At 66.6% G+C, this 17,360-nt stretch carries 13 protein-coding genes; 10 read left to right on the top strand and 3 right to left on the bottom strand.

Annotated features, from left to right (window positions below; translation table 11 throughout):
• The first annotated feature begins 135 nt into the window (after positions 1 to 135).
• Genes CQ045_RS04595 through CQ045_RS04565 form a run of 7 tightly spaced genes read left to right on the top strand, consistent with a single transcriptional unit; the run spans position 136 to position 9,792 of the window.
• Positions 136 to 1,998, top strand: a complete 1,863-nt coding sequence (locus CQ045_RS04595) for a nucleoside-diphosphate sugar epimerase/dehydratase (protein ID WP_258130951.1) — start codon at positions 136 to 138, stop codon at positions 1,996 to 1,998.
• The gene (locus CQ045_RS04590; RefSeq protein WP_105721517.1) at positions 1,995 to 3,992 is read left to right on the top strand and encodes an NAD-dependent epimerase/dehydratase family protein; all 1,998 of its coding nucleotides are present in this window, start codon (positions 1,995 to 1,997) and stop codon (positions 3,990 to 3,992) included. The genes CQ045_RS04595 and CQ045_RS04590 overlap by 4 nt, the downstream gene beginning before the upstream one ends.
• Positions 3,989 to 5,257 carry a glycosyltransferase family 4 protein gene (locus CQ045_RS04585; RefSeq protein WP_105721516.1) on the top strand — a complete coding sequence of 423 codons (1,269 nt, stop codon included), beginning with the start codon at positions 3,989 to 3,991 and terminating at the stop codon, positions 5,255 to 5,257. Before CQ045_RS04590 ends, CQ045_RS04585 begins: the two co-directional genes overlap by 4 nt.
• Positions 5,254 to 6,306: a polysaccharide biosynthesis protein gene (locus tag CQ045_RS04580; protein ID WP_105721515.1), complete on the top strand. Its 1,053-nt coding sequence runs from the start codon at positions 5,254 to 5,256 to the stop codon at positions 6,304 to 6,306. The genes CQ045_RS04585 and CQ045_RS04580 overlap by 4 nt, the downstream gene beginning before the upstream one ends.
• Positions 6,303 to 7,397 (top strand): SDR family oxidoreductase, encoded by a 1,095-nt coding sequence (locus CQ045_RS04575; protein ID WP_105721514.1) that lies wholly within the window; start codon positions 6,303 to 6,305, stop codon positions 7,395 to 7,397. Before CQ045_RS04580 ends, CQ045_RS04575 begins: the two co-directional genes overlap by 4 nt.
• A 2-nt stretch (positions 7,398 to 7,399) precedes the next feature.
• Entirely contained in the window at positions 7,400 to 8,533 is a 1,134-nt protein-coding gene (gene wecB, locus CQ045_RS04570) for a non-hydrolyzing UDP-N-acetylglucosamine 2-epimerase (RefSeq protein ID WP_105721513.1), read from the top strand.
• Positions 8,530 to 9,792 carry a hypothetical protein gene (locus CQ045_RS04565; protein ID WP_105721512.1) on the top strand — a complete coding sequence of 421 codons (1,263 nt, stop codon included), beginning with the start codon at positions 8,530 to 8,532 and terminating at the stop codon, positions 9,790 to 9,792. The genes wecB and CQ045_RS04565 overlap by 4 nt, the downstream gene beginning before the upstream one ends.
• Positions 9,793 to 9,810: 18 nt before the next feature.
• Here the strand turns inward: CQ045_RS04565 and CQ045_RS04560 are convergent, their stop codons facing one another.
• A complete protein-coding gene (locus tag CQ045_RS04560) occupies positions 9,811 to 10,602 on the bottom strand; it encodes a glycosyltransferase (protein ID WP_146115182.1) in 792 nt (263 codons plus the stop codon).
• A gap of 448 nt (positions 10,603 to 11,050) precedes the next feature.
• Here CQ045_RS04560 and CQ045_RS04555 point away from each other — a divergent pair, with 448 nt between their 5' ends.
• From CQ045_RS04555 to CQ045_RS04545, 3 genes are all read left to right on the top strand, one after another.
• Positions 11,051 to 12,439: a lipopolysaccharide biosynthesis protein gene (locus tag CQ045_RS04555; RefSeq protein WP_105721510.1), complete on the top strand. Its 1,389-nt coding sequence runs from the start codon at positions 11,051 to 11,053 to the stop codon at positions 12,437 to 12,439.
• Positions 12,440 to 12,442: 3 nt separating this feature from the next.
• On the top strand, positions 12,443 to 13,861 hold the full coding sequence (locus tag CQ045_RS04550) for an O-antigen ligase (protein ID WP_105721509.1): 1,419 nt from the start codon (positions 12,443 to 12,445) through the stop codon (positions 13,859 to 13,861).
• A gap of 63 nt (positions 13,862 to 13,924) precedes the next feature.
• Positions 13,925 to 15,757 (top strand): DUF4012 domain-containing protein, encoded by a 1,833-nt coding sequence (locus CQ045_RS04545; protein ID WP_105721508.1) that lies wholly within the window; start codon positions 13,925 to 13,927, stop codon positions 15,755 to 15,757.
• A 69-nt stretch (positions 15,758 to 15,826) separates the two neighbouring features.
• Here CQ045_RS04545 and CQ045_RS04540 read toward each other — a convergent pair whose 3' ends face one another.
• Both CQ045_RS04540 and CQ045_RS04535 read right to left on the bottom strand, forming a co-directional pair.
• Positions 15,827 to 16,303, bottom strand: a complete 477-nt coding sequence (locus tag CQ045_RS04540; RefSeq protein WP_105721507.1) for a VanZ family protein — start codon at positions 16,301 to 16,303, stop codon at positions 15,827 to 15,829.
• A 35-nt stretch (positions 16,304 to 16,338) separates the two neighbouring features.
• Positions 16,339 to 17,283, bottom strand: coding sequence for a Ppx/GppA phosphatase family protein (locus CQ045_RS04535; protein ID WP_105721506.1), 945 nt, complete (start codon positions 17,281 to 17,283; stop codon positions 16,339 to 16,341).
• Positions 17,284 to 17,360: the final 77 nt, after the last annotated feature.

Below are 17,360 nucleotides of genomic sequence, written 5' to 3'. Positions count from 1 at the left end.
GTAATCGGCCCGGTGGTGTCTGGAGCGCCGACGCGGGGCACCCGCCTCACCTCGAATGTCTATGCAATTATATGAATTGGCAGATTGTCGACTGGCATATTGCGTTGCTGACGCACGCGCGGAGGGGTGGTCGTTGTGGCAGGGGACGCCGAATCGACGGCCAGCGTGTCTCCGGCTCAGCAGCGCAGACGCATGCTCGCCGCTTCGTTGGACGCGCTCGCGTGGTTCATCGGCGTCGTCGCGGCCGTCGTGCTCCGCTTCGAGTTCGAGATGACCCTGCAGCTCTGGGCAGCGACGTTGGCGCTGGCAGCGATCGCGGCGGTCATCCAGGTCGTGCTCGGATTCCAGCTGGCGATCTACCGCGGTCGCCACAGTTACGGCTCTTTCGAAGAGGTTCGAACGGTCGCGCTGCTCGTGATGTTCGAGGCGCTGTTCCTGGCGGTCTTCGTCGTGCTGTTCGGCAACTACGTCGGTATCCCCCGCGGCACGATGTTCCTGGCTTTCCCGTTCGTACTGCTCACCATGTTCGGCGTCCGATACCTCGCTCGGCTGGTGGTGGACCGCACGCGCAAACCCGGGGGACAGGCGAAACCTGCGCTGGTGGTCGGTGCGGGACAACTCGGCGACAACGTGGTCCGCAGCATCCTCACCGACCCGGCCTCACCGATCGTGCCGGTGGGTCTGCTCGATGACGACCCGGCGAAGAAGAACCTGAGGCTGCGCGGAGTTCCCGTCATCGGGCGCACGGCAGACATCGCCGACGCCGCGCGACGCACCGGAGCCACTGTGCTCGTGATCGCGATCGGCCGCGCCGACGGCGCGCTGCTGCGTGATCTGACCGACCGTGCCGAAGCAGCAGGGATGAGCGTCTCCGTCACACCGAGCCTCACCAACATCGGTTCCGGGGAGGAATCGCCCTCGGATCTTCGCGACATCAGCATCGAAGACCTCATCGGCCGGCATCCGGTCGACACGAACATCGAACTCATCGCCGGCTACATCACCGGGCGTCGAGTGATCGTCACGGGCGCAGGCGGATCGATCGGATCGGAACTGTGTCGGCAGCTGTCGAAGTTCGGTCCGAAAGAGCTCATCATGCTCGATCGGGACGAGACCGGCCTGCAGATGGCGCAGATCGGCACGACCGGACACGGGCTCCTCGACACGAACGAAGTCGTGCTCGCTGACATCCGCGAGCCGGAGACCCTCAGGGAGATCTTCCTCGATCGCCGCCCGGAAGTGGTGTTCCACGCCGCCGCGCTGAAGCACCTCCCGATGCTGGAGCAGTATCCCGACGAGGCATGGAAGACCAATGTCCTGGGCACGCTGAATGTGGTTCAGGCAGCTCGCGCAGCGGGAGTGAGCACGTTCATCAACATCTCGACCGACAAGGCAGCCAACCCCGCCAGCGTGCTCGGTCACTCCAAGCGCATCGCCGAGAAGATCACGGCGTGGGCGGGGGAGGCATCCGGCAGGAGGTATCTGTCGGTCAGGTTCGGGAACGTGATCGGAAGCCGCGGGTCGATGCTGCCGACCTTCCAGGCGCTCATCGAGTCGGGCGGTCCCCTGACCGTGACCCACCCCGACGTCACACGATACTTCATGACGATCCCCGAGGCCTGCCAGCTGGTAATCCAAGCCGGGGCGGTGGGACGCGCGGGGGAGGTGCTGATCCTGGATATGGGCGAGCCCGTATCGATCCTCGACGTGGCCAAGCGCATGATCGCGATGTCGGGCAAGGCGATCGAGATCGTCTTCACGGGTCTGCGCGCCGGCGAGAAGTTGCACGAGGAGCTGGTCGGCGACAGCGAGAGCCTCGAACGACCGTTCCACCCGAAGGTGTCGCACACGCGCGCGGATCCGATCTCTCCGGAGCGCCTCGACAAGGCCGGCTGGGAGGCGCGGATGTACGCCGAACCACGTAACAACGACACCGCGCTCATCACGCCCCTGGCCGTGGATCTCGCCGATGCGCGAGAGGCGCGCCGAGCCGAATGAGCACCGCCATCTGGGCCGCCGCCGCGGTGGCCTTCGCGTCGAGCCTTCTGGCCGTGGTGGCGCTGCGGCCGGTGCTGCGGCGCTACGCCGTCGTGGATGCGCCGAACGAGAGGTCGTCGCACACGGACGTCACTCTGCGTGGCGGGGGGATAGCTCCGCTCATCGGCATCGCGGGCGGCACGATCACGGCACTGCTCACGCCGGCTTCCCTCCCCATCGCTGCCATGATCGCGGTCGTCGCCGGAGCGCTCCTCGCGGCAGTGGTCGGACTCATCGAAGACGTGCGAGGGCTGCGTGTGCCGGTGCGGGCATTCGCCCAGCTGATCGCCGGTGCCGCGATCGCGGTTCCCCTCGCCATCATCTTCCAACAGCCGTGGTGGGCGGCCGTCGGAGCGACGATCGCGATCATGATGTTCATCAACATCGCGAACTTCATGGACGGGATCAATGGGATCTCCGGTGTGCATGCTGCGCTGATCGGAGGAGCCTACGCGGTCGTCGGTCTGCTGGCCGGCCTCCCGTGGGCGACGGCTCTGGGACTCGTCGTCGCGGGCGCCTTCCTGGGTTTCCTGCCGTGGAACGTCACGAAGCCGGGCCTCTTCCTCGGCGACGTCGGCAGCTATTTGCTGGGCGCTATCACGGCGGGGATCGGCGTGGCGATCCTGTGGGCGGGTGTCGATCCGGTCGTCGCCGTGTCACCGCTCGCGATCTATCTCGCCGACACGCTCTTCACCCTCGCCAGGAGAGCTTCGCGTGGCGAGGCGATTCTGCAGTCGCATCGCTCCCACTCGTACCAGCGGCTCACCGACACCGGACTCGGCCATGCCGCCGTGACGGCCATGGTCGGCGGATTCACCGTGCTGACCAGCGCGGTCGGGGTTCTCCGGGAGGCCGCGCTGATCCCCGCCGCCCTGGCGTGGGCGCTGATCCTCGGCATCTGCGCGCTCTACCTCGCGTTGCCCCGCATGCGCGGCAACCGGCTTCCTCCGCGGCAGTCCATGGCGATCCCCTCGATCCTCGAGCCTCTTCCGACCGGCGCGCGACCGGATCATGACCCCCGCATCTGGGCTGTGATCGGGGCGACCGGCTTCGTCGGCAGCGCCGTCGTCGCTCGTCTGCGTGCCGACGGCGTCGACGTGAGAACCCTGCAGGCTCCGCGCGTTCTGCTGCCGGTGGCGGCCGAGTCCCCGACCGACATAGCCGCTCTCGCGCAGCAGAGCGAGGCCCGTGCTGATCTGGCTGCTCGACTCGACGGTGTGGATGTCGTCATCAACGCCGCAGGACTCGCCACGCCCGGCGCGCCGCCGACCGCCGAGCTCTACGGGGCGAACGCACTGCTACCCGCGCTGGTGCTCCAGGCCTCGGCCGACGCGTCCGTTCGGCGAGTCATCCATCTCAGCTCGGCCGCGGTGCAGGGACATCGTCCCGTTCTCGATGAGAGTCTCGATGCGCAGCCGTTCTCGCCGTACTCGCGCTCCAAGGCTCTGGGGGAACGCGCTTTCTTCAGCGTGCCCCGCAGCGACATCACCGATGCCATCGTCATCCGGGCGACGAGCGTGCAGGGAGCCGGCCGCCCGACCACCGAATCGCTGAAGCGGATCTCCCGGTCGCCCCTCGCCAGCGTCGCAGGTGACGGTGCCCAGCCCACCGTGGTGAGCAGCATCGGCGGGCTCGTCGACTTTGTCGTTCGTGTGGCCAAGAGCACGGGAGAGGTCGGGCCCGTGATGCTCCAGCCGTGGGAGGGACTGTCCACTGCGGACGTGCTTCGTGAGGCCCGCGGCACCGAACCGGTGCACCTTCCGCTGTGGCTCTGCCGGATCACGCTCCGTGTGGCGCGTGGAGCGGGACGCGTCATCCCTGAAGTCGCGGGCGTGGAACGACGGGTGGCGCTGATGTGGCTGGGTCAGCGGCAGACGTCGGCGTACGAGGAGGAGTATTCGGTCGACGGCAGCGGTCTGCGCCGGCTTCTCTCAGGGCAGGGCGGCCTCGGATGAAGATCGGAATCCTCAGCCAGTGGTACGACCCGGAGCCGGGCCCTGCCGCGCTGCCGGCCGTCTACGCGCGGGAGTTCGCGGCTCGAGGACACGAGGTGCGAGTTCTGACCGGGTTCCCGAACTACCCGGACGGTGTGCTGTACGACGGATACCGCATCCGTCGGAGAGCGACAGAACAGCGGGACGGAATCCTCGTCGATCGAGTCGCCCTCTACCCGAACCACAGCTCCTCCGCGCTCGGCCGGATCGCGAACTATGCCTCCTTCGCAGGATCGGCCACAGTGTCGGGGCGTCGGGCGTTGCGCGGGCTGGACGCCCTCTGGGTCTACAACTCGCCGGTGACCGTGAGTCTGCCGCTGCTGACGCACACTCGATGGGGTCGTGTGCCCTATTTCCTCCACGTGCAGGATCTCTGGCCGGACTCGCTCGTATCGAGCGGGATGATGCCCGGTGGCGCGGTCGGCACCGTCGCCACCTCGGCGATCCGGCGAGCAGTGGCGCTGACCGAACGGAAGGCGACGGCGATCGGCGTGATCTCGCGGAGCGTTCGCGACGTGATCCTGGAGCGCAATCCCACTCTGGATTCGGATCGGATCGTCTACGCACCGAATCCGACGAACGAGGCACTGTTCCGTCCGCTCAACGAGACTCGGAGCCGGCTCGGAATCCAGCCGCATGCCGACGGGCCCGTCGATGTCATGTACGCCGGGGCGATCGGCGAGGTTCAAGGTCTCGACGCACTCCTCGATGCGGCAGCGCGGATTCGTGACAGACGAGACATCAGGATCACCATCGTCGGAGACGGGATCAGCAGGTCGAGGCTGCAGCAGCGGGCCGTCGACGAAGGCCTTCCGAATGTGCGGTTCCTCGGCCGGGTGGCCCAGAGCGATATTCCCGAGTTGATGGCGGCCGCGCAGATCCAGCTGGTCAGTCTCGCGGATGCCCCGTTCCTGGCGCACACCACGCCGAGCAAGATCTCCACCCTCCTCGCCTCGGGTGCGCCGATCATCGGACAGATCACGGGCGACGGCGCGAAGCTGATCGAGGATTCCGGCGCCGGGATCACCGTGCGCCCGGGAGACGTGGCAGCCCTCAGCGACGCTATCGTTCAAGTGGCGGGAAGCGGCCAGAGCCACTGGGACGCCCTCGGAGAGCGTGGGAGAGCGTTCTACGACCGGAACCTCTCGGCGGCCTCGACCGCGGATGTGATCCTGGACTCTTTGGCCCGGGCAGTCAGAACCAACGGAGCAGGTGGAACACAATGAATGACCAGTTCAGCGGGGCGCGAATCCTCATCACCGGAGGTACGGGCTCCTTCGGCCACACCGTGGCGCGGAAGCTGCTCGAACGGGATGTCGCGGAGATCCGGATCTTCAGCCGCGATGAGGCGAAGCAGGATCTCATGCGGCATGAGATCAAGGACAGCAGGCTGCGGTTCTACGTCGGCGATGTGCGCGACTACGACAGTGTCGATCGCGCGGCCCGCAGCGTCGACCATGTCTTCCATGCGGCGGCGCTCAAACAGGTTCCTTCCTGCGAGTTCTTCCCGATGGAGGCGGTGCGCACGAACGTCAACGGAAGCGAGAACGTCGTGCGCGCGGCCGACCGCAACGAGGTGAAATCCGTCGTCTGTCTGAGCACGGACAAGGCGGTGTACCCGGTGAATGCGATGGGCATGTCGAAGGCTCTGATGGAGAAGGTCGCGCAGTCGTACGGCCTCAACAATCCGGATGCCGCGACGACGGTCTCCCTCGTGCGGTACGGGAACGTCATGTACTCGCGTGGTTCGGTCATTCCGCTGTTCGTGCGCCAGATCAGGTCCGGCGGGAACATCACGGTGACGAACCCGCAGATGACACGCTTCATGATGTCGCTGGCGCAGTCGGTCGATCTCGTCGAGTTCGCTTTCCAGAACGCGCAACAGGGAGACCTCTTCGTGCGGAAGGCGAAGGCCTGCTCTATCGAGTCCCTCGCGCGCGCCGTCCTCAATCTCTTCCAGTCGGACGCGAAGATCGAGGTCATCGGCACCCGCCACGCGGAAAAGGTCTCCGAAGCGCTGGCCACACGGGAGGAGCTGTCGCGGGCGCGGGACATGGGGGACTACTTCCGGGTCGTCGCCGACAACCGGGAGCTGAACTACAGCGTGTACTTCGAAGAAGGCGACGTCACCCAGAGCAAGTACGACGACTACGACTCCCATACGGTCGCGCAGATGACGATTCCGGAGGTCGAGCAGATGCTCCTCACCCTCCCCGAAATCCGACAGGAACTGCGTCTGGCCGGCCTTCGTGTGCCGGCGGACGTCGGCGCATGACACGGGTCGCCGTCACCGGGGCCGGAGGCTTTCTCGGCTGGCACACCCGCTCGGCACTCCTCGAGACAGGAGTGGGAGCGGACGGTGTGCGGCTCGGCGACGCCTTCGTCGCGGACGACGCGAGAGCTGCGGTCGACGGGAGCTCGCGCGCGGTGCACATCGCCGGCGTGAACCGCGGATCGGACGAGGAGGTGCGCGAGGGGAACATCGCGTTCGCCGAGCAGTTCGCCGAAGCGCTGCGCGGTGCGTCGGAGCCTCCGCCGCTGGTGGTCTATGCGAACTCCACGCAGGCGGGCAACGGATCCGTCTACGGTGAAGCGAAGGCGCGGGCAGGGGATATCCTCGCCGCGGCCGCCGCCGACATCGGTGCGGACTTCCTCGACGTCGCCCTTCCGAATCTGTTCGGTGAGCACGGGCGACCGTTCTACAACTCCGTCACGGCGACCTTCAGCCACCTGATCGCGACGGGGGAGAAGCCGAGCGTCGAGAACGACAAGGAACTGACCCTCCTGCATGTGCAGAATGCGGCGGATGTCCTCACCGGTCGGATCACTCCTCAGGAACAGGACGGCCTCGAGCGGCGGGAGACGGTCACCGGGATACTGCACAGGCTGCAGGGGTATGCCGAGCTCTATTCCGTCGGAGAGATCCCGAATGTCGACGACGACTTCGATCGCGATCTGTTCAACACCTACAGGTCGTTCACCTTCCCGGCCCAGGCGCGGATCCCGCTCGCGCGGCACGCCGATGCCCGCGGGTCGTTCTTCGAGATCATCCGGTCGCATGGCGGCCCCGGGCAGTCGTCTTTCTCGACGACCGTTCCCGGCATCACACGCGGCGACCATTTCCACCGTCGGAAGATCGAGCGGTTCACGATCCTGCAGGGACGAGCTCGGATCTCCCTCCGTCGGTTGTTCTCCGACGAGGTCGTCTCGTTCGAGGTCGACGGTGACGCGCCGGCGGCGATCGACATGCCGACGCTATGGGCGCACAACATCACGAACATCGGAGCCGACGCGCTCTACACGTCGTTCTGGACGAACGACATCTTCGATCCCCAGAACCCCGACACGATTGCCGAGGCAGTGTGACCATGTCCGACAAGCTCAAAGTGATGACCGTCGTGGGAACGCGACCGGAGATCATCCGCCTCTCCGCGACGATCAAGCTTCTGGACGAGCAGACCGAACAGGTGCTCGTCCACACCGGTCAGAACTACGACTACGAGCTCAACGAGGTCTTCTTCGAGGATCTCGGACTCCGCAGGCCCGATCACTTCCTCGAAGCCGACACGTCGTCGCTCGGCGCCGCGCTGGGTTCGATCCTCGCGAAGACCGAACAGGTGCTGCTGGAAGAGCGGCCTGACGCGTTCCTCGTTCTCGGTGACACCAACAGCTGTATTTCCGCGGTCATCGCGAAGCGATTCAAGGTCCCCGTGTTCCACATGGAAGCGGGCAACAGATCGTTCGACGAGAACGTGCCGGAGGAGACCAACCGGCGTCTGGTGGATCACGTGGCCGACTACAACCTCGTCTACACCGAGCACGCTCGTCGGAACCTCCTCGCGGAAGGGCTGCATCCGTCGAAGATCCTCCTCACCGGTTCGCCGATGCGCGAAGTGCTGGAGCAGAATCGCCCCCAGATCGATGCGAGCGACGCGGTCCAGCGAATGGGCCTGACATCGGGGGAGTACTTCCTCGTCAGCCTCCACAGGGAGGAGAACGTCGACGATCCGGAGCGACTGCGTGAAGCGATCGAGGCGTTGCAGGCGTTGCGAGCGGAGTACTCGATTCCGATTCTCGTCTCCACCCACCCCCGCACGCGGAAGCGCATCGAGGCGCTCGACGACGCCGATGCCACGAAGGGGATCATCTTCCACCCGCCGTTCGGGTTCCACGACTACATCAAGCTGCAGCTCGAAGCGAAGCTCGTGCTGTCCGACAGCGGCACGATCAGCGAGGAATCGAGCACGCTCGGGTTCCCCGCCGTCACGATGCGCGACTTCATCGAGCGTCCCGAAGCCATGGATGCCGGTGCCATCATCACCGCCGGTGTGTCGCGAGAGGGTGTGCTGAGGGCCGTCGCGGCCCGACTCGCGGCCCCGAAGAGCGACGTCGCGGGGATCCCCGCCGGCTACGAGATCGCGAACACCGCGTGGCGGGCGACGTCGTTCATCCTCTCCACGACGCACTCCCACAAGCAGCGGCTGGGGCTTCGCGGAGAATGAGCGACGTATCCCCGGAGATCCCGGCCGAGCACCGTGTCGTCAGCACCTCATCGTGGCGACTGAACATTCCGGCAGCAGTGGATGAGGATTCTCCACTCCTCGTGATCCCCACCGTCCATCCGCGCGGAGACCGACGGATCGTCCGGTGCGCGCAGGTCGCCCTCGACGCAGGCTTCCGAGTACATTTCCTCTGGCTCGATGACGGGGCGGACCCGAGCACCGATCCCGCCGCCGCGGAGACGCTGTTCCCGTCACCGAGGAATGCGCGCGAGCGGATTCGACGGGTGGGGCGTACGGCTCGCGCAGCCACCGCGCTGGATGGGCAGATCTGGCATATCCACGACTTCTACTTCCTTCGTCAGGCGAAGAGATGGCGCCGCCGCCGAGGCAGACCTGTCCTCTACGACGTGCACGAGTACTACGCCGACTACTACGCAGGAAAGCTGCCTCTTCCCCCGTCTGTCCGGCGCGTCGTCTCACGGTTGCTGGAGCGCTATCAGGTTGGCGCAGCGAAGATGCTCGGTGCCGCGGACGTCGTCACGGAGAAGATGGCCGATCCCTTCCGCGCCGCGGGCGTTCCGGTCGTCGTGTCGCCGAACTACCCTCTCGCCGGTCAATTCACGGGTCTTCCGTCAGTCCCCTTCGTCGAGCGACGATGGAAAGTGCTGCACATCGGTACCTTGAGCGAGGAGTACGGCACGGCGTTGCTCTTGGATATCGCGCGCCGCTCGCAAGCACGGGGGCTGCCGTTCGAGTTCGAAGCCATCGCCCGCTTCCCCTCGCCTGACCATCGTCGAGCGTTCGAAATCTCGGTCGAGCAGGGAGGTAGGCCGGACAATCTCCGTCTGATCCCTCCCCGTCCGACGCACGAGATGCCCGCGCTTCTCGGCGGTGCCGGGTTCGGCTTGTCGCTGCTCGCCGTCGATGGGCAGAACGAGGCGGCGGTGCCCAGCAAGAATTATGAGCACGTGATGGCGGGGCTGGTCGACGTCGTGTCGGACCGGAAGGCTCAGCGGACCTTCGCCGAGCGCCATGCGGTCGCCGTGTCAGGCCACGACGATTCGGCTGATCTCATTCTCGATCGGATGATGGCATTCGCGAGTGACCACGAGGGCACGGATGCACAGCTTCGCGAGAAGGCTACGGAAGCGCGGGCTTTCTTCACGTGGGAGCTCGCGGTGGAGCCTCCGCTCGGCGCGATGATGCGAGAACTCGTCCTCCATCCCCAGCCGGCAGCCGCCGCTGTCGAGGGCGCCTAGGCGCCGGACGCTCGGTCTTCATGTCTCTCGGGCGAAGCGGCGAAGCACTCTCGCCGCCGCCTGGCCATTGTGCACACGGTCGACGTAGCCGGGTCCTCGTTCGGCCACCCGTCGCGCGGAGTCAGGCGAATCGAGGATCTCCTCCATCGCTGCTGTGAAACCGAGCGGAGTGGCGTGGAAGATCGGTGGGCGCTCGACATCTCCCGAGTGGGCGGAGATGTTCGCCACCACCAGTCGGCCCGCAGCCATCGCCTCGACCCCGGTCACTCCATAGGTGCCCGTCTGCACCTGATCGACGACGATGTCGGATGATTTGATCAGCTCCGCCATCGCGTGGTGCGGCAGGACGGGAGACGTCAAGAGCTCGATGCGCCCAGCGGATTCGAGCGCTTCCAGGGCCGGAAGGATGTACTTGGAGCCCTTGGTGTACTTGCTGCCCGACCCCCGGTGGAGTACGCGTGGAACTGCGCTCTCCATCACCGGCCGGCCGCTCGCCCACCCGTGCGTGTCGACGCTGAGCGGCAGCAGCTCCGCGCCGTCGACATGCGCGAGCATGTCCGGAGTCGTGACGAAGGTCGGGATGCCGAGGGCGGCGATCTCTGCGCGATTGCGAGCCGCGCGCTCGCCGACCATCCTCGTCCACTCCGGGTCGGCATCGAAGAAGTAGCTCGCTTCATCGATTTCTTTGGCAAGCGCGGGGTCGCGCGCATCGGAACCATGGAAGACGACACCGAGAGGGCGGCGACCGTAGTCGCCGGCGCGCACCTCGGCAGCGAACGAGGACGTGCGCGGATCCGAAGAGAAAGGCACGTTGCCTTCGTTGAGAACGTGCGTCAGCTCGCGCACCGCGAGGCGAGTGGCGGTCCGTCTCACGACCGAAGGTGCCAGACGATAATGAGGCAACGAGTGGTCCGCGCGGATCGTGACCTTCGGCCCGGGGCGCAACAGACGTGCGAAGCGGCCGTCATGTGCGAACGAAGTGGCTCTCGTACCCAAGGAGGTGGACGCGTGCGCCCAACTCGTCGCTTGACTCGCCGCATTCATCGGACCGATTCCCACGAGGACGGAGCGGGGCTCCTTCAGGTCTGACGTCACGCTCACCGGGCTAGCCTATTATGGGTCTGGTGCGCTGCCGAGGGTCAGTGCGTTGAAGCGTCGCCGCTTCGGTCGCTGACGAGGCAGGGGTGGGACAGTGCGTGGTCGGGCAAGCTACCTCGGGCGGGCTGCTGATGGGCTGGGAGCCAAGAGTGCCCTCGCCATGCTGACCAAGGTCGCCCCTGGAATCGCCACGCTGACCACCAACCTGCTGATCGGCCGCCTGGGCGGTGCCCCGCTGCTCGGATTGACCCAGACGGCGATCTCGACCGCGGCGCTCACCTCCCTCGCCTACCCCGGACCCGCAGCGTCGGCGGCGAGCCGCTTCGTGTCGGCCTCGGTGGCTGCGGAGGAGCCGGAGAAGGCCGCAGCGGTCGCGAGCTATCTGGCCCGGCGCGTGTTGGTGGCCATCGCCTGCCTGATCGTTCTCATACTCGGCGGATCGTTGCTGTTCAAGGTGGACAGCATCGTCGTGGTCGTCGTGTCGTGCGTGATGACGGCAGGAATATCCTTGCGGGTCTTCGTCGAGGGTCTGCACTTCGGTGGTGGGCAGGGTCGCAGGCTGGCGATCTGGAGCGTCGTCGTCGCGGGCGTGGGAATCGCCGGCTCGGCTCTCCTGCTCGTTGCCGGGAACAGGACCGCCTGGGTGATCGTGCCCGTCGCCGTCGCCAACATGGTGTTCGCTCTCGTGACCTGGCCCCCTTCCTCTTCCGTCTCGCTCGAGCCCTCAGAGCGCAAGGTGATCCGCCACTTCATCCTGATCGCGGCGCTGGGAACGCTCGCGAGCGCCGGATTCGTGCAATTGACCACTCTCGTCGCCAACATCACCGCCGGCGTGACGTTCGCGGGAGAGTATGCCGCGGGCCTGACCTTGACGACACCTCTCGCGATACTCGCGACCGCCATCAGCGCGACGCTGTTCCCCGCCTTGTCGGCGATGCAGGTGGGAGCGAGCCGGGAGGTCGTTCGTCATCGAATCACCGAGGCATCGAGCATTCTGACCTGGCTCATCGGCGCCGCCGTGTGCGGGATGATCATCGTCTCCGAGCTGTTGGTCGACGTCGTCTGGGGGAAGGACTACCCGAACACCTGGTGGATACTGCTGTTCCTCCTGATGGGAACACTCGCCACGACCGTCGCCGTTCCATCGGTCACCGCCCTGACCTCGAGCTCCAACCGCGGAATGCTGATCTCCGCGGGTTCCAGCTTCCTCGGCGCGATCGCCGGAACTGTGGCGTGGGTCATTCTGATACCGATCGCCGGCGAACTAGGAGTGATGATCGGTTGCGCCGTCGCGACAGTCCTGACAGGTCTCGTTCCCTACGCGATCATCTGGAAACGATGGGGTATGCGGTGGGGGCGATCGACTGTCGAACTCATCGCGATGGTCGCCGTGAGCGTCTCGCTGGCGATGTCGGTGCGACTCGGCTACGTGGACATCCTACTCTCGCCGGTGCTGGCCGTCGCGGTCGTCGCGTTGTGGGTGCTGCTCCGGAGGCGCGATGTGCGTAGTGTCTGGACTATCGTCGCATCGATGCGCGGGAGGAAGTAGGAGATGGTGCCGGATCGATCCGACCAAGGTCCCATCGCGACGGGCTCGCTTCACACGAAGAAGGTCGCGTCGTCCTCCGCGACAGCCGAACCCAGGAATCGGCTGGCCACGCTGATCGTCTTCTGCCTGCCGACCCTTGCGGCATTCGGGCCTTTCATCCCTGCGTTCGGCCCCGTTTTCGCGTTCCGCATCGCATCGATCCTGCTCCTGCTCATCGCGGTCGTCGGCACCAGATCGACGACGCGGTCCGGGGTCCGACGATCGACCGCGGTCCTTGCCGCCGTGTGGATGTTCGCCTCCCTGATCTCCCTTCTGTTCGTCGGGCCGGTCGAGCAGGCCTGGACGGAGCTCCTCTCCGTCGCCACCGGTCTCGGAGCGCTTCTCGCATTGACCTTGCTGCCGGACCCTCGGCGCACGCTGGCGTTCTTCCTGCGCGGCTGGCTCTTCGCGTACGTGGTCATCTCGGCTCTCGCGGTCGCGGAGGTGGTCACCGGGGTCGCCATCAGCTCTTCGCTTCCCCAGGAGCTCACGCTTGACGGGTGGGGACTCACTGTCACGTTCTTCAACCCGAACAACTACGCGACCTTCTTGCTGTATTCGTGCCTGGCGATACTCGCCCTCCTCGCCCAGGTTCGCAGCGTGATCGCCACGTCGGTCTGTGTCGCCGCGCTGATCTCCATCCCGGTTCTGATGACCTTCACCGGCAGCCGCACCGGACTCTGGCTGCTCGCCGTGTTCGTCATTGCGAGCATTGTTCTCCTGCGGAGCAGAGCATCGCTGAAGATCGCGCTCATCGCGGCCACGATCGTCGTCGCGTTCGTCGTTCTCAGCAATATGGAGGAGACGCCCTTCGAAGAGCTCGCGAACCACATCGGAAACGCCGGGTACAGCGTCGAAGTGCTCGGCTTCACCGTCCCGATGGATGCTTCCACGCACGTGCGCTGGGAACTGGTCCTCGCGGGATTCGCGTTCTTCGCCCTTCATCCGCTCTTCGGCGGCGGCCCCGGGGCCTTCGAGCAGTTCGTCGCGTCGAACGGCATCGGCAGCCGCACCCTGGGCGTGATCAGCCCCCACAACGGGTTCATGGAGGTGCTGTCGCAGTACGGGATCTTCGTTTTCGTCGCACTCGTCTTCTGGCTCGGACGGATGCTCCTCATCGGAGTGCGGTCGCGTCGTGGTGCCGACCGCGCCGGTTCGGTCGGAGGAATAGTCATGGTGGTCGGGGTCGTGTCCCTCCCGCTCGTGCTGACTATGCACAGTTCCGCGCTGGAGCCGTCCACGACCTGGCTATTCTTCGGGTTGCTCGTTCTGATCGCGCGTTCGTTCGAAGCGACACTCCTGCTGGCGAACGTCGACCCCGGCGATGTGAGTCGAGGACCGTCGATGAGTGACGGAGCCGCGGGCCCCGCACGTGGCCGCTGACGGGGGCCCGATCCGCGATGCGCCTGAGAGGGCGGCGCAGGATTGTGCGCTTGAATAGGAGCGATGACTACCAGGGCCACGACGCGCGCAGAACAGCGCGCGCAGATCGAACGCTCCCGGCGCAGACGGCGCACCATCCTCTGGTGGTCCCTCGGTGGGGTCGTGGCCATCCTCGTGGTCCTCGGCGTGCTCCTCGCCGTCGTGGCGTCGAAGGCGCTGACCGTTCGTGATTCCCTCACAGCGGCGATTCCCGTGGCGACGGGGCTGCCCCAGAAGATCATCGCGGGGGATGCCGAGGGGGCGGCGGCCGATGCCGACGCCGTCAGGAAGCGAACTTCCGCAGCGGTCGCCGAGACCGAGGGCGTCTTGTGGCGCGCAGCTGAGGTCGTTCCGTTCGTCGGGCCTAATCTTGCCGCTGTCCGGTCTGCCGCCGAGGGGGTCGACGCTCTCGCACGGTTCGCGGTCGACGCGGCGCCGCGGCTCGACCTGGCCGCGTTCCGCCCCGTCGGGGGTGCCATCGACCTCGCGGCGGTCCACACCCTCAGCGATCTCGTCTCCGAGGGAGCCGAGGTCACCAGCGGTGTTCTGACCGATCTGCGTGGAATCGATCCGGCCGCCCTCGTCCCACAGGTGGCGTCGGCCGTCACTCAGCTGGATGATGTCACGTCGCGGCTGCACGACACGTTGTCGCCGATCGCTCCCATCCTCGAGGTGCTCCCCGCTGCTCTGGGTGAGGGGGCGCCGCGCACCTATCTGCTGATGTTCCAGGGGAACTCGGAACTAAGGGCTTCAGGAGGCAATCCCGCAGCGCTGGCACTCGTCACGGCCTCGGAAGGCCAGATCGCGCTGACGGCTCAGGCGACGAGCATGCAGTTCGACAACGCGCGAGCAGAGAGCATTGCTGCCCTCGACCCCGAGACCGAGCAGATCTACAGCGACATCCTGGGCCGCTGGATTCCGAACATGACGGCGACCCCGAACTTCCCGACGACGGTCGAGATCATGAAGGCGTGGTGGGTCGATGAGGAGCTTCCGCCCTTCGATGATGTGGTCTCGGTCGACCCCGTGGCGTTGAGCTACCTGTTGAAGGCGACCGGACCGATCGCGCTCACGACCGGCGAGACGCTGACAGCAGACAACGCCGTCTCACTGCTGCTCAACGAGGTGTATTTCAACTACGGCGAAGGTACGAACCCCGCCGAACAAGATGTCTTCTTCGCCGCCGCCGCGGCCCAGATCTTCTCGACGCTCACCACCGGGATCAGCAATCCGGTCGCGTTCGTCGACGGCCTCACCCAAGCGACCGACGAGGGCCGGCTGAAGATCTGGAGTTCGAATCCCGATATCGAAGCGTTGATCTCCGGCACCAAATTGGCGGGCATGCTCCCTGCCGACAACGACGAAGAGACCGTTGCCGGCGTGTACTTCAACGACACCACAGGCGCGAAGACCGACTACTACGCAGACGCGACGATCTCGGCGACCACGGATCAGTGCACCGCCGCGGCGGAGCCCACGTTCACGCAGACGATCACCTTCGCCAACAATGTGACGCAGGAGCAGGCCGACGACCTCCCGTACTTCATCGCGGGAAAGAACTTCACGCCGGGCACGATCGTGACCGACGTCGTCGTGTACACGCCGGTGGGGGCATCGATCGAATCATGGGCGGTGACGGGTGCCTCGGAGCACCTGCTGGTCAGCCAGGGAACCCATCTCGGGCGGAGCGTCGTTCGGATCAGTGTGACCACGACGCCGCAGACGGCCGCGACGATCACAGTGACGATGAAAGGCGCGGAGGGGGTGGCGGCCAGCACGTACGGCGGTTACGACGTCTGGACGACCCCGATGGTGCGCGACACGCCGGTCACGATCGACGCGCCGGGCTGCGGATAGGCCCCGCTGGGTTCGTTCCTTCCGGCTCGGACGGCCGTGGCCTGCTGCGCGACGAGGATCGGCGGATCCTCACGCCGCCCTCCGCTCGGCCGGTCGACGTCCGCGGGGGAGGAGACTCAGCAGCATCAACGCGACCAGGGCGCCGACGAGGGTGCCGCCGGTGTTCGCGATCAGGTCGGAGACCGCGGGGATGCGGGACGGCATGAGGCCCTGGACCGATTCGATGACCGCGCTCATGACGCCGCCGATCAGCACCGCCTGCCACAGCTTCAGGCGCGGCCAGGCGAGCGGGAGCAGGAAGCCGATCGGGACGAACAGTGCGACGTTCGCGAGGAACTCCAGAGCCACCGCGCTCGAGGAGTAGGAGGCGATGCCGGCATCTGCGACCCAACCGGCGACGATACCGACGAGGCCGGTGACCTTCGCCGAGACGTTCGCCGGCAGCCACACCGTGAATCCGACGAAGAACAGGTAGGCGGCGAGCGACACCCGTGCCGCGACGAACCCGGCGCGAGCGCGGGCGGGGGCGGCAGTGGCGGAGGACATGCCGTCATGCTAGCGACGGCAGCCGACGAGGGCTCTCAGCTTCGCGTGCCGCTCCAGCTGAGCTGCTCGATGTAGCGCAGCAGCACGCCCTCGCGCAGGGCCCACGGCGAGACCTCGAGTTCGTCCACCTTCAGCGCCGTCATCGCCGCGTGCAACGACACGGCCGCCGCCACGATCTGGAACGTCCGGTCGGGGGTGATGCCCGGGAGCTCCTGCCGCGCCGAGGCGGGCAGGCGGGCGAGCCGCGGAATCCAGGAGCCGAGAGAGGCCCGGGGCAGCAGCATCCGTTCGCTTCCCGACCATCCGGGAGCGGGGTAGCCGACGAGGCGGGCCAAGGAGCGGATGGCCTTGGACGACCCGACGACGTGGTCGGGCCGGGGGAGCGAGAGGAACCGGGGCAGCACCTCGTCGAGAGTCGACACCGCATGAGCACGCAGTCGCTCGACGTCGACCTCGCCGGGAGGATCGTTCGGCAGGAACTGCACGGTCATGCGCCCGGCGCCGAGGGGGACGGATGCCGCGGCATCCGGCAGCTCCTCACCTCCTGCCGCGATCTCGAGGGAGCCGCCGCCGATGTCGAGGAGCAGCAGGTGCCCGGCCGACCACCCGAACCAGCGTCGCACCGCGAGGAAGGTCAGCTCGGCCTCGGTCTCACCGTCGAGCACCTGAAGGGGCTGACCGAGGGCGGCCTCGATCCGCGCGATCACGTCCCCGCCGTTGCGCGCATCGCGCACGGCGCTCGTCGCGGTCGCCAGCAGTGCGTCCACCCGCTCGGCCTCGGCGACGCGGCGTGCCTGGGCGACCGCGGCCTCCAGGGCCACCACACCCTCCTCGGAGATGGCGCCGTCGGGTGTGAGGTAGCGCATCAGGCGCAGCACCGTCCTGTCGCTCGTCGTCGCGAGCGGACGTCCACCGGGGCGGACGTCGGCCGCCAGCATGTGGACGGTGTTGGATCCGATATCGAGGACTCCCAGGCGCACGGAAAGAGACTAGTCGCTCGCGGGGCGTGCACATCGCCCGTATCGCATCCGCGGCCGGCGGCACAGGCGGCCGACTC

The organism is Microbacterium sp. MYb66 (assembly GCF_002979435.1).
Classification (GTDB): Bacteria; Actinomycetota; Actinomycetes; order Actinomycetales; family Microbacteriaceae; genus Microbacterium.
Note: the sequence above shows the minus strand (reverse complement) of the source record. Positions and strands in the feature narration are given on the sequence as shown.